16 protein-coding genes are annotated in these 11,196 nt (G+C 63.1%); 9 read left to right on the top strand and 7 right to left on the bottom strand.

Annotated elements, in window-relative coordinates:
• Together ACXJKO_RS26190 and ACXJKO_RS26185 are read right to left on the bottom strand one after the other, a co-directional pair.
• On the bottom strand, positions 1-686 hold a 686-nt coding region (locus ACXJKO_RS26190; RefSeq protein WP_457093985.1), incomplete at its 3' end, for an IS256 family transposase.
• Between the two features lie 551 nt (positions 687-1,237).
• On the bottom strand, positions 1,238-1,768 hold the full coding sequence (locus tag ACXJKO_RS26185; RefSeq protein WP_457093984.1) for a Spy/CpxP family protein refolding chaperone: 531 nt from the start codon (positions 1,766-1,768) through the stop codon (positions 1,238-1,240).
• Positions 1,769-2,085: 317 nt separating this feature from the next.
• On the opposite strand from ACXJKO_RS26185, the gene ACXJKO_RS26180 reads away from it, so the two are divergent.
• Positions 2,086-2,355 carry a DUF6894 family protein gene (locus tag ACXJKO_RS26180; RefSeq protein ID WP_457093983.1) on the top strand — a complete coding sequence of 90 codons (270 nt, stop codon included), beginning with the start codon at positions 2,086-2,088 and terminating at the stop codon, positions 2,353-2,355.
• Positions 2,356-2,644: 289 nt separating this feature from the next.
• Complete coding sequence (locus ACXJKO_RS26175; RefSeq protein ID WP_457093982.1) at positions 2,645-2,944, top strand: hypothetical protein; 300 nt, start codon at positions 2,645-2,647, stop codon at positions 2,942-2,944.
• A gap of 430 nt (positions 2,945-3,374) precedes the next feature.
• Here the strand turns inward: ACXJKO_RS26175 and ACXJKO_RS26170 are convergent, their stop codons facing one another.
• Positions 3,375-5,501: a response regulator gene (locus tag ACXJKO_RS26170; RefSeq protein WP_457093981.1), complete on the bottom strand. Its 2,127-nt coding sequence runs from the start codon at positions 5,499-5,501 to the stop codon at positions 3,375-3,377.
• A 198-nt stretch (positions 5,502-5,699) separates the two neighbouring features.
• Complete coding sequence (locus ACXJKO_RS26165; protein WP_457093980.1) at positions 5,700-5,927, bottom strand: hypothetical protein; 228 nt, start codon at positions 5,925-5,927, stop codon at positions 5,700-5,702.
• A 354-nt stretch (positions 5,928-6,281) separates the two neighbouring features.
• On the opposite strand from ACXJKO_RS26165, the gene ACXJKO_RS26160 reads away from it, so the two are divergent.
• From ACXJKO_RS26160 to ACXJKO_RS26145, 4 genes are all read left to right on the top strand, one after another.
• Positions 6,282-6,530: a response regulator gene (locus tag ACXJKO_RS26160; RefSeq protein ID WP_457093986.1), complete on the top strand. Its 249-nt coding sequence runs from the start codon at positions 6,282-6,284 to the stop codon at positions 6,528-6,530.
• A 3-nt stretch (positions 6,531-6,533) separates the two neighbouring features.
• Positions 6,534-6,689, top strand: coding sequence for a hypothetical protein (locus ACXJKO_RS26155; protein WP_457093979.1), 156 nt, complete (start codon positions 6,534-6,536; stop codon positions 6,687-6,689).
• Between the two features lie 116 nt (positions 6,690-6,805).
• The gene (locus tag ACXJKO_RS26150) at positions 6,806-7,069 is read left to right on the top strand and encodes a cold-shock protein (RefSeq protein WP_457093978.1); all 264 of its coding nucleotides are present in this window, start codon (positions 6,806-6,808) and stop codon (positions 7,067-7,069) included.
• Between the two features lie 109 nt (positions 7,070-7,178).
• Positions 7,179-7,436 (top strand): DUF6894 family protein, encoded by a 258-nt coding sequence (locus ACXJKO_RS26145; RefSeq protein WP_457093977.1) that lies wholly within the window; start codon positions 7,179-7,181, stop codon positions 7,434-7,436.
• A 390-nt stretch (positions 7,437-7,826) separates the two neighbouring features.
• Here ACXJKO_RS26145 and ACXJKO_RS26140 read toward each other — a convergent pair whose 3' ends face one another.
• Positions 7,827-8,648 (bottom strand): Crp/Fnr family transcriptional regulator, encoded by an 822-nt coding sequence (locus ACXJKO_RS26140; RefSeq protein WP_457093976.1) that lies wholly within the window; start codon positions 8,646-8,648, stop codon positions 7,827-7,829.
• Between the two features lie 263 nt (positions 8,649-8,911).
• On the opposite strand from ACXJKO_RS26140, the gene ACXJKO_RS26135 reads away from it, so the two are divergent.
• Together ACXJKO_RS26135 and ACXJKO_RS26130 are read left to right on the top strand one after the other, a co-directional pair.
• Positions 8,912-9,652, top strand: coding sequence for a Crp/Fnr family transcriptional regulator (locus ACXJKO_RS26135; protein ID WP_457093975.1), 741 nt, complete (start codon positions 8,912-8,914; stop codon positions 9,650-9,652).
• A gap of 2 nt (positions 9,653-9,654) precedes the next feature.
• Entirely contained in the window at positions 9,655-9,891 is a 237-nt protein-coding gene (locus ACXJKO_RS26130) for a DUF6894 family protein (protein ID WP_457093974.1), read from the top strand.
• A gap of 182 nt (positions 9,892-10,073) precedes the next feature.
• Here ACXJKO_RS26130 and ACXJKO_RS26125 read toward each other — a convergent pair whose 3' ends face one another.
• Both ACXJKO_RS26125 and ACXJKO_RS26120 read right to left on the bottom strand, forming a co-directional pair.
• The gene (locus tag ACXJKO_RS26125) at positions 10,074-10,358 is read right to left on the bottom strand and encodes a hypothetical protein (protein WP_457093973.1); all 285 of its coding nucleotides are present in this window, start codon (positions 10,356-10,358) and stop codon (positions 10,074-10,076) included.
• 47 nt (positions 10,359-10,405) lie between these two features.
• Positions 10,406-10,600, bottom strand: coding sequence for a hypothetical protein (locus tag ACXJKO_RS26120; RefSeq protein WP_457093972.1), 195 nt, complete (start codon positions 10,598-10,600; stop codon positions 10,406-10,408).
• A 368-nt stretch (positions 10,601-10,968) separates the two neighbouring features.
• Between ACXJKO_RS26120 and ACXJKO_RS26115 the strand changes: the two genes are divergently transcribed.
• The coding region (locus tag ACXJKO_RS26115; protein ID WP_457093971.1) for a transposase at positions 10,969-11,196 on the top strand (228 nt) is incomplete at its 3' end.

The raw sequence follows: 11,196 nt of genomic DNA, 5'->3' as shown, positions 1-11,196 counted from the left end.
GCCACCACCAGCTCGACCCCTGAGAGCCCGCGCTCCCGCAGGCCGAGCAGAAACGTCCGCCACGAGGACTGGCTTTCCCGGTTGGCCATCTCCACACCCAGGATCTGGCGCCGGCCGTCCCAGTCGATACCCACCGCAATCAGCACGGCTTGCGAGCTGACGATGCCGCCCTCACGCACCTTCTCGTAACGGGCATCCAGGATCAGGTACGGGAACGGCTCCTCGAGCCGGCGTGAGGCGAACTGGGCCAGGCTSTCGTCGAGGCGCTTGTTGATGGCCGAGATGGCAGAAGCCGAGAAGCTGTGGCCGCACAGTTCCTCGGTAATCGCCTTGACCTTACGGGTGGAGACGCCCTGCACGTACATCTCGGCCAGCGTGGCCACCAGCGCCTGYTCGGAACGCTGATAGCGCTCGAACAGCTCGGTCGAGAAGCGGCCGTCGCGGTCCTGCGGCACGCGCAGCTCAAGCTTACCCACCCGGGTGATGAGGGTGCGGGTATAGGAGCCGGAGCGGTAGCCGAGGCGGGMKGCGGTACGCTCGCCTTTCTCGGCCTGGAGGGCATCGGTCATCTCGGCTTCGAGCATCTCCTGCATCACGGCGCGGACAATCTCGCGCAGCCCGTCCGGGTTGTGGCTCAGAAGGTCCTTGATGGCAGCGGCGGCAGGTTTATCCTTGATGATGGTCATGGTGGGGCTCCTCTCGGAGTGCGTGACGTTGAACATCACCATCCTGCCATGACCGCCCCGATCAGGCGATTTGCAGAACCTTCACCACACTACTTCTCACCGAGACTTCCTTTCCTCATCGTCTCCAAGCCGTCGGTTCAGCACGGACGCTCATCGTGGAGTGATGGGCACTCAGACTTGGGAGCGGGAACCGGAAGCCTCAGGGCTGCGGATCATTCCCTGTTCGTGAGCGGCTAACTTGACCGTTGGAGACAGCGGTTGAACCGTTAGGGACACCTCGCTGTCTGCGGTAGAGCTTCAACCGTTTCTGGGTGTCCCTATGGCGGCATTTCGGTCATCTCTGGCCGCGTATCGCCGACTGGATGGTCGGGGCTGTTGCCGAAGCGCGATGACGTGGGCCTCACGCCGTGATGCGCAGACTCCGGACAGGGCGAAGGCGCGACCCGATGAACGCTCCCAAAGCCCGTCTGGCACGATACAGGGAGCTGATGGGCATCCTCTCCCTTGCGCTGTCCCTGCTCCCGCGATCAGGCGGGCTTTCCTGGATCCGCTCAATCAGGGAGCACCCAAACTTCGATGTCCTCCTCGTCATCCGGCTCCATGCGGCGGTTCTCCATGGCGGTCCGGAGCCCCGCGATCGCATGTGCCGTCACGAGCCGTAGCCGCGTCTTCTGGTCGGGCGTGAGGCTTTGGTACAGCGGCTGCCAGGCATCGGCGAGCTTCCTCAGGCCCGCTGCACGGTCCGCCAGGACATCGGCGCGCTGGCGATAAAGCTGCACCGGATCGACGTCGCGTTTCTGGTCCATGCGCTCTCCCAGCGCGGCCAGTCGGCGGGAGCGCGTCTCGGCCCTGGCGCGGATCGCCTCCTCCACGGCCGGCCAGAGTTTCTCCTGCTCCGGCGTGAGTTGCAGCGCGGCCTTGATCACCCCGACCCGAATGTCGGTCAGCATCTTGAACTCGGCCTGGCTCAGCCGTCCGCTTTCAGGCGTGCCGCCCGGGCCGGAGCTGGCTTGCTGTGCATGGGTTACTGGCGCGCCAACGATGAACATGGCCGCCACGACGCCGATCATTCCCTTCCGCATTCCGGTCTCCTGCTGATTTGGTCGATCGCCAGTCTATGAACCGGACCGTGGCATGCTTGATACCTTGGGACTTCCCGTTGGCAATTTGGGACACGGACGAAGCCGTGACCTGGCCCGGCCCGCTGCTCCATCCCCGGATTTTGGATGGCTGCGGGCCTTTGGGCCCACTCGTCGACGGAGCTGTCGCCGCGATATGCAGGGACCCCGAGGGCCTTGGGGCAAGAAATGCCAAGTGATTGTCCCAACCCGACAAGCAGGTGCGCCGGGGGCGGACCATGATGGCGCGTCCGGCACGCCCTGGGAATGAGAGGAGTGTCATGCCTCGCTTTTTCTTTCACGTCAGGGGTACACGCCAGGACCTGAGCCGCGACGAACTCGGGCTCGACTTTCCTGACGTGGAGACCGCCTACCGCGAGACGTACTGCGCGGCCCGAGACATCATGGCCGTGTTCGCGGCGTGCGGCCAGCATCCCCGCGACTACACCATTGAGGTCGTGGATGCCGCGGACGAACTGATCTTCAGGCTTCCACTCTCTGAGTCCCTCGACCATCAGGCTCTTCGCCCCACCGGGCGCTTCCGCCAGTGACGCTGATCGATGGCACAGTCCGGTCCCATAACGAAGAGGCTCATCGGACCCGGCGCGTCGGGAGAGCAAGGAGGGAAAGGGCGGGCCGCTGCCGTCGACCAGCCTTCATCGTCCCAGCGCGACCTCCATCGCCGGCGCACTGGTGCTCGTTGTGATTTCCGTCATCCGTAACTGGCTCGTTCAGGATAGGTAAGTTCGTATAAACCCCTGTATGGAACGAGCTTCCGGGGCACGCGAGTGCCAAGTTTGCTTGGCCGAATGAGACGCGAAACCCTCTCACCGAGAAGATGTGATAGAGCAGCTTATTGCCCTGCTTATTCCGTGGAGCAGATTGACCTTTTGGGGCAGCAACCCTGAGGGCCTGATGCCTAGGCCAAACGGTCAACCATCCAAATGGGTGCAAAAAGAGGCGGCAAAGCACACCACCCCCGAAAGCATTCGGCGACGCATTGCGCTTGAGGAAAAGCAGATCAATGCCTTAGCGGGCGTCGGTTCCGGTTACCTCGCGGAGAAGGCTCGGAGAGAACATTTCGAGTTGATCCAGGTTCTGTCGGAACGCCTCGCGCGCGCAGAAAACAAGTCTTCATAATTCGCATAACACTCTTTATGAAGCCGGATAAAGGTGCGTTCGAGCGTCTTCGGAAGACTCCGTCGGCGCGTCAGGTGGTGAGCCAGCAACGAACCAGTCTAAGCTGGCGTTTTGCCCGGCCTGGTAGGGGTCCGAATACTGAAGTGCACTTCGAGGACCGCTGACGCCAGAACCCTCGCGAAGACCGTGTAACGTACAAAGCATATGATCTCGGACCAGCTAGAGTCAGCTCTGGGTCATTCTCCGCCGATCCCCTGCCCTTCGCGAACGTCTGCTCTGGCTGAATTCGCTGTCCTTAGCCAAAGTTCTCAAACGTGCCAGGAACTGACCTTCGTGCTACGGGGGCAACGCAGTCAACGCAGATCCAAGAAAGGCAGGAGCGAGTGCTCGCAGGCGTTACAGCATCATAGGCATGCCGGTCGGCACCTGATCAAGGCTTGCGGAAGGGCACCACGTTGGCAGGCTCGCAGGCTGACGTGACCATGGACGCAATCGCCTGTTCCAACTCATCGCGACGAAAGGGCTTGGTCAGCCGCGGGAGAGCAAGCTCGGCCCGTTCCGGCAGCTCAGCATGGCCGCTGGCGAGCAAGATCGGCGTAGTCGGCCACCCCGTCCGGATCCGCTCCGCCAGCTCCAGCCCTGTCATGCCCGGCATGGCATGGTCGGTCACCACCAGATCAATCGAGGTGTCTTCCCGTAGAATGCTCAGGGCTGCCTCAGCCGACGAGGCCTCCACCACCGTATGGCCGAGATCCTCCAGCATGGCAGCCGTCGCGGTCATCACCAGCGCATCGTCCTCGACCAACAGAACCGTGCAGGTGCGATGCTCTGGAGGGGCTTGCTCGTCGCTGGCAGCGGCTCGCGCCACCGCTTCACCCTGGGGCAGCCAGATCTCGGCCGTCGTGCCSTTCCCAACCTGGCTCTTCAGCATCAGGGTGCCGCCGGATTGGACGGCGAGCCCATGGATCATTGACAATCCCAGGCCCGTTCCCTTGCCGACTCCCTTGGTCGTGAAGAAGGGCTCAATGGCCCTGGCCAAGGTGGCTGCATCCATGCCCATCCCCGTGTCACTCACGGACACGCAGACATAGGCTCCCCGGCTCAGGCCGTGCACGTTGCCCTCAGCCAAGTCTTCCTGATGCGCCGAGACGGTGATCGTGCCGCTGGTTGGCATGGCGTCGCGGGCATTCACCGCTAGATTGAGCAGCGCCATCTCCAGTTGGTTCTGGTCGACATTAACCGGCGGCAGGCCAGCCGGGAAGCGGGTGACGATCTCGATGCTCGGGCCCAAGGCACGCGCCAACAGGTCGGCCATGCCGCTCACGAGTTGTGGCACATCGACGGCCTGTGGCGTGAGCTCTTGGCGGCGGGAGAAGGCCAGCAGCCGCTGTGTTAGCACGGCGCCGCGCTGGGCACCTTGAATCGCCCCCTCCAGCAGCCGCTTGGCGCGCTCGTCATCCTTGATGCGCTTGCGCAGCAAATCGAGGTTGCCGAGGATCACCGCCAGCAGATTGTTGAAGTCGTGGGCAATGCCGCCGGTGAGCTGGCCGATGCTCTCCATCTTCTGCGCCTGCAACAGCCGCTGCTCGGCTGCATGACGCTGTTCGCTCTCATGCCGAAGCTGGATGAGGGCCTCCTGCTCTGCTTGGGCCCGCCGCAGGGCCAGCCAGGAGACCAGCCACAGGATCAAGGCAGACAGAGCCGCTACCACTCCATAGACTGCCAGATTGCGGTACCAGTGTCCCAGCACGACAGCGGCATCGATGCCAAAGGCGACATAGACTGGGTGGGCGCCCACATGCCGATAGGCATAGTACCGCTCGCGCTGGTCGGTCGAGGAGGTTCCAAACAACACACCTCCGTCGGACTGGGCTGCAATGCTGCGCATGAGGATGTTATCCGGCCCGAGGCGGCTGTCAGCCGCCTGCGCGGGAGATCGGGCGAGGATCGATCCATCCTCACGGATCAGGGCCGCCGCATGGGGTCCTGGTGGAGCAGCCTCCCGGAAGAAGCGGCTGAAGTACTCAGGGCTGAGCGCCACATGGATGATGCCATCGAAGTGACCGTCGGGGGTCGAGCGACGGCGGCTGACCGCGAACGACGACCTGCCGGTGGCCTTGCCCTCAAACGCCGCGCTGATGTAGGTGCCGGCATCGCGGCCGCGCTGGGCCTGAAAGAACTCGCGCTCGTCAACGGTGACGTTGGTGTCCCACGGCTGGCTGCCGGCACGAACATGGCCAGTGGCATCCGTGATCCAGATCGAGACCGCCTGCTCCAGGGGGGCCTTGAGACTCTGGAGGAAAGCGCTGGTCTCAGGGGCTGCGATCTCCTCCCAGGACATGTCGTGGGTGCGGTCCTCGACCCGTCCGATCACGAGCTCGACCGTGTCGAACACCTTGCGGGCGTGTTCGTGCAGGATCGCCGTCGTGCGGGTGATGGTCTCCTCGTTGTCGCGCAGAACCTCAGCCCGGTTCCAGGCTGCGGCGGCCGCGAACACGAGGGCTGGCACGAGCAGCGCGGCGACGAGCAGCAGCCGGTGCAGACGAACAGAAGGCATCAACACGACAGGTTCCAAACGGGGTTCAGGCAGGAAGCGAGAAGGCACCACACGGCATCGGCAGGATCCGCCGATGCCGTGTGGTGGGATTACATGAGTTCTGGGCAGCGGCAAGGCAACTCCCAGAGCGCTGTGCCCCTTTCAAGAGACCATTGGCTGTCATGCAACGGTGATCGTCCGATGCAGCGGGGGACGGCTTTAGGCGGCGCTATACCCATCCCGCGTCGAGTCCCAGATGATCGTGCGGCCTCTTCGTGGCTCATCGAGCAGCACCTTGACCCTTCGGCCGTAGCCTGTCGTGCGCGAGGCCACCTGGACGGCGACCTTGATGGCCTCGGGCACGGTGGGGCAACGGGCGACGATGATCTCGCTGCTGACGACCACCCACAGGCCTCCCATCGGCTGAATCACAAAATAGTCGTCCACAACCCTGCCCCGGTAAGACGAGCTGAGATATCGCGGCCGTATGACTGGTCAAGGCCTGCTGAAGCGGGAGACGGTGGCACACGACCCGATGGCGTGGCGGCAAAGTCGCTGTTAGCAGAACTTGGACGAAACGACCTGCTCCCGCGCGTTTCAACGGGTTCGGGTGGGCTGATGTATGTCCGCAAAGGGTCAACCTGAGCCATTCCGCTCTTGGCTATGAAGGTCAGCTCACGCCGCCAATGCGGACTTTCGGCTAAGGTCCGCCCAGTGCCATTTCGAGACCCTCCGAGCCTTGGGCCCACTGGGTGTTACACAGATCAATCGCTTACCGGCGAATTTCGGATAAGGCCGTTGATGGAACTGAAGTGCGTATGGAGCTACAAGCCTCTGCAATTAAGAAATTTAGCAAGTGCGGACGTGATGAAAGTTCTGGTCGTAGAAGATGATCCATTCGTCCGCGAGATGGCTCTGGCGGGGTTGGAAGAGGCCGGGTTCGAGGTCGTCGAAGCTGCCGGCGGCGAGAAAGCTCTGAGGCTCCTGCAAGCTGGGATCGTTGTCGATGCCCTGCTGACTGACATTCGCCTGCCGGGAGCCAATGGCTAGGTAGTGGCCAGGGCCTACCGTGAGCGCTTCCCCGACCTGCCCGTGCTGTACGTGACGGGTTATGCGGAGCAGATGCAGCCTGTCCCCGGCGCGATCATCCTCTCGAAACCCTACAGGATGGCTCAGGTGATTGGCGTCCTGAGCACATGGGCGACTTGAGAGGCAGAATGCCGGCCCGCCCCGTCTGGAACTGAATTGCATTCAGGGCGTATGAGCCTCCACTGACGGTGAAACCGGCCACGCTATGCTGACGTTGCTGCCCGTGGAGATCATGCATGACGGTAACAGGGACGGTCGCCTGGTTCGACCTGGCCAAGCAATTCGGCTTCGTCGCGCTGAGCAACGGCCACGGCGACGCCTTCCTGCACATGTCGGTGCTGAAGGAGGCCGGCTACGTCTGGCTGCCGCGGGGAACCACGGTGCGGGTTAGGATCGAGCAGGAGCGTGGCAAGCAGCGGGTTGCCGAGGTTCTGGAGATTGACACCAGCACCGCCAAGCCGGGGGAGAACGAGCCGATCCTGCGTAAGCCCAAGACCTGAATGCCCTAGACCCGTCCTGCACCATTCGCACAACACCCGGTATGGAACGGCGAACAAACCGCTCCCCCTGAGTTGGCAGGATAGGCATCCTTTCAGGGGGATAGTCGCCATGCCTCGCTACTTCTTCGACATCCATGACGGTGACTGCTTCACGCCTGATTACACGGGTGTCGAGCTGGAGAGCATTGAGGCTGCGAAAGACGAGGCCAAGAAGGCCCTGCCGGACATCGTCAAAGACGAACTGCCCGATGGCGACCGGCGCACCTTTCTGATTGTCGTCAAGGACGAAGGTGGCCACGAGTTCTGGCGGGTCACGCTCTCGCTGGCCGTGGAAAGCCTCTCCCAAGGCTCAGGCGCAAAACCCTGACGAAAGGTGGCGTCATTCCGTTAAGCCTGTGGCAGTGGATGGCCACGACGGAACGGGCCCGGTCGCTGGGCGACGGGCCCGTGGTGACCCGCAAGTCACACGTCACTGACGGTGTTCCGGATGATCCGGTTAAAAGGCTCAGATTGTAAAGCCGGGACATGCGCCTCCAACGCGTGAAGGAGGGAGGGGCCGTCTCAGCCCAAGCGGATTCTCGATCTTGGCCTCCCTTTCAGCGGAGGCCGCGGCGGGTGCGCGGCCCGGGCGGGCATGTGATCGGGGCGGCTTGAGGAACCCACGGTCGGAACCACCCCGTTCCATCGGTCAATCTGCACTYGCCGCCATCGGGCTGCTCTAACCTAAGTCAAACAGAGCCGCAGAAAACGACRTGTCTCAACACCGATCCCTCAGAGCGAAGCGGCGTGCTCCTGAGACAGTCCAGGGCTTGGCACCGTCCTCGGCTCCGGCTGGCGCACGAAGTGGCGCGGGGCCGTCGACATCACTGCCTCTCCCAACGTGCAAGTAGCCCGGGTGGAACTCCCCGGCTCTCATCAGGCTGTCCCAGTCATGCACCATGACCGTCCTGCCACGCAAGGTGATCAAGCCTTCACGGCGAAGCTGCTGAAGAGTCCGATTGACATGCACGCCCGTCAGCCCGAAAGCATCGGCCAGTTCCGCCTGGGTCACCGGCAGGTCGTAGCTGCCATCCTGAGCGAGGCCGACCGCTTGCAGGCGCAGCCCCATCTCGCACAGGAGATGCGCGATCCGGGCATGGGCCGAGCGCCGCCCCATGCCCACCATCCACTCGCGGAAGATCGCGGCATCGACCAGTGTGCTCTGTGACAGCGCCCGTGCGATACGAGGATAGGTGTCCGTGAGATCGAGCAGCACTTCGTGCGGGATGATCGCGACGCTGCCCTGGGTCAGCGTGCCGACGGCATGGTCCATCGCGCCGAGGAAGAAGCCGTGCAGGTCGCAGATGTCACCGGGGATCTGGAACGACAGGATCTGCCGCCGGCCATCCGGCAGGAGCTTGTAGGTGCAGGCAAAGCCGCTGAGGAGCAGCTTGCAGTCGGTCGGATGATCGCCGTCGCTCACGAGATCCTCATCAGGGCCGAAGACCCTGACCCGTGTGGCGGCTCCGGCAAGCGCCTGTTTCTCCGCCTCGACGAGGGGACCGAACTGCTCGAGATGACGGATCAGCGAATGCGGCATGACTRCAATCCTTTCCCGACCGTCCAGGACGTGGCGAGACAGCCATGGGACGAGCACGAGTGGCACTCTGCGGACAAAATGGCAGGTTGGGAACCCGAACCCCGAGAACCGTCATAAAGCGCACAAAGACAAAGATCGCTTGAGGTTTTCGTTGTTTGCTGCGGCTTTCGACCCCATATCTTAGACATCGCTTGCCGACTGATCCGGGCGCAAGCGACCGAGAGGTGACGCAGGCACTCCCGCCCCAAGACAGAGGGCGAGCCATGCCCCAGCCTCCACATCTCACCATCGTTGGTCATCCCCAGCCCACCGGCATTCGCAACAAGCTGCTCCGTTCGCTCTCGGCAGATGATCTGGCCCTGCTCCAGCCGCACCTGGAGGCCGTCCAGTTGGAGCGCGGTGACATGATGATCGAGCCGAACCAGCCGATCCGGCACGTCTACTTCCCGGAGGACAGCATCGGGTCGATTGTCGCGACCGTGGCCGATCACCGTCGCATCGAGGTCGGCATCTTCGGGCGGGACGGCATGTCGAGTACCTCGCTCCTGCTCGGGGCGAACACAAGCCCGCATGAGACCTTCATCCAGGTTCCCGGATCGGCCTTGCGCATGGACGCTGATGCGCTGCGGCACGCTATCGGGCAGAGCCCGTCGCTGCACCAGCATCTCCTACGCTACATCGAGACCTTCCAGGTCCAGGTCGCCTACACGGCGTTGTCGCACGGCAGCTTCACCATCGAGGAGCGCCTCGCCCGTTGGCTGCTGATGTGCCACGACCGGCTCGACGGCAACGATCTGCCTCTCGTGCACGAGTTCCTGTCCATGATGCTGGGGGTGCGTCGCTCGGGCGTGACCATCGCCGTGCAGACGCTTGAGGGCACGGGAGCCATCAAGGCAACGCGCGGTCACATCATCATTCGCGWCCGGGAGATGCTCGAAGAAGCCGCAAACGGCAGCTATGGCGTTCCTGAGGCGGAGTACCGCCGCCTGTTTCCGGAGGCCTGAGCATGGCCCACTACCACCTCAATATCCGGCATCATGGCCGCCTCTATCGTGACGAGGAAGGCGAGGACATCCCGAGTGAGATCGAGATGAAGGTGCGGGCGCTTGAGACTGCCCACGATTTGATTGGGACGCCCTCCTTCACGATTCCGGACTGGCTCGACTGCACGCTGGAGGTCACCAACGAGGCTGGCGAGACTGTGCTGGTCCTGCCGTTCACCGAGGCGGTGGAAGAGGTGTGACGGTCATGGCAACATTCATTGCAATCGTTCGCGCCCGTAGTGGTGCAGCGGCGCTAGGGGGGCTATTCGGTCGGGCGGGCCCAATCGCCGGCCGGAAAGCCGTGACGCTGAACAAAGAGCCATCCGCAGCCTCCATTTTGGCCGGGTTCTTCGAAGGATCTTCATGGGGCGAGGCCTCCTCGCTACAAGCCGGCGAGAATACCTGCGGCTTTGGCCAGAACCACGAACATCTCCCGGGCGTGCTCGACGGCCACAGGATCCGGATGCTCGTGGGCCCGTGCCAGGGCTGCGGTCGCGATCAGCCATATTCCAGGATTGACGGTACGCAGGTCCATGACCGGCCTGAGCCTGTACCAGCGCATCACAGCCATGGCCCTGTACAGGTCCCTGATCGGGTACTGACGCGTGCGCCCGGGTGCGGTCTCAATGGACACGACAACAGGCAAACTGAACGAATGTCGGTTCATGGATGATGTCCGGGAGTCATGAGGGGGCAAATCGGCGGGGCTGGCGGCTACTGAAGTTCTGCCGACCAGCGAGCGAAAAGGCATGGCCGCCGCCACTGGATGAAGTGATCCTGCGTCGCCAGACCCAAGCCCTCGTCCTTCTCCCGGCGCGCGATCTCCGCCTCGATGGCCTGGAGCTGCCGCTCCAGCCGAAGCATGCGGCGGCGATCGGAACGGGGAGGCTTGCGTTTCCGGCTTATCATGGGAGCGCCCAGGGACACACGGCAACACCAGCGTTACTCTCTATCGAGCCAACGCTTGGCAGCTTGCCGGCTGCGATTCCTGCCCCTCAGGCGATGTCCTTGTTTGTGCCGAACCATACCGGACCGGAGAAGTCCAATCTGTCAGGAAGCTGCCCCGACGGCAAGGTTTTGTTAACTTATGTTAGCCTGCTGCATTCTGGCTGCTGCCCAGCCGCCTTGCCGCAACCGGCGCAAGGGACATGGAAACTCACGGGTTGAGGATCCCCCAACGAGACGTGCCACACTCGAATGTCTCCTCTGGGTCGAGGGTGTGTCAAAACGCGGGATCTGGTAATCTGGTTGGGTCGGCACGGACTGGAGGGATCGCGATGAAGCGGTTTGTCCAAGGCCAGGAGCGCAGCCAGGGCACCTTGTTCCCGGCCTGCCTCGACGAGTACGTCAGCGAGGACAATCCGGTGCGGGTGATCGACGTCTTCGTCGACGAACTCAACCTGCGCGCTCTGGGGTTCGAGAGGGTCATCCCACAGGCGACAGGCCGCCCGGCCTATCATCCGGCGGCGCTGCTCAAGATTTACATCTACGGCTATCTCAACCGC

The organism is Microvirga sp. P5_D2 (assembly GCF_054049475.1).
The sequence above is the reverse complement of the archived record's forward strand: the minus strand, read 5'-3'. Positions and strand labels throughout refer to the sequence as shown.

Excerpts from the sequence above, each read along its gene's own strand:
- ACXJKO_RS26150 (WP_457093978.1), top strand. The coding sequence starts at position 6,806 with ATGACGGTAACAGGGACGGTCGCCTGGTTCGACCTGGCCAAGCAATTC.
- ACXJKO_RS26185 (WP_457093984.1), bottom strand. The coding sequence starts at position 1,768 with ATGCGGAAGGGAATGATCGGCGTCGTGGCGGCCATGTTCATCGTTGGC.
- ACXJKO_RS26180 (WP_457093983.1), top strand. The coding sequence starts at position 2,086 with ATGCCTCGCTTTTTCTTTCACGTCAGGGGTACACGCCAGGACCTGAGC.
- ACXJKO_RS26120 (WP_457093972.1), bottom strand. The coding sequence starts at position 10,600 with ATGATAAGCCGGAAACGCAAGCCTCCCCGTTCCGATCGCCGCCGCATG.
- ACXJKO_RS26125 (WP_457093973.1), bottom strand. The coding sequence starts at position 10,358 with ATGAACCGACATTCGTTCAGTTTGCCTGTTGTCGTGTCCATTGAGACC.
- ACXJKO_RS26140 (WP_457093976.1), bottom strand. The coding sequence starts at position 8,648 with ATGCCGCATTCGCTGATCCGTCATCTCGAGCAGTTCGGTCCCCTCGTC.
- ACXJKO_RS26145 (WP_457093977.1), top strand. The coding sequence starts at position 7,179 with ATGCCTCGCTACTTCTTCGACATCCATGACGGTGACTGCTTCACGCCT.
- ACXJKO_RS26160 (WP_457093986.1), top strand. The coding sequence starts at position 6,282 with ATGGAACTGAAGTGCGTATGGAGCTACAAGCCTCTGCAATTAAGAAAT.
- ACXJKO_RS26130 (WP_457093974.1), top strand. The coding sequence starts at position 9,655 with ATGGCCCACTACCACCTCAATATCCGGCATCATGGCCGCCTCTATCGT.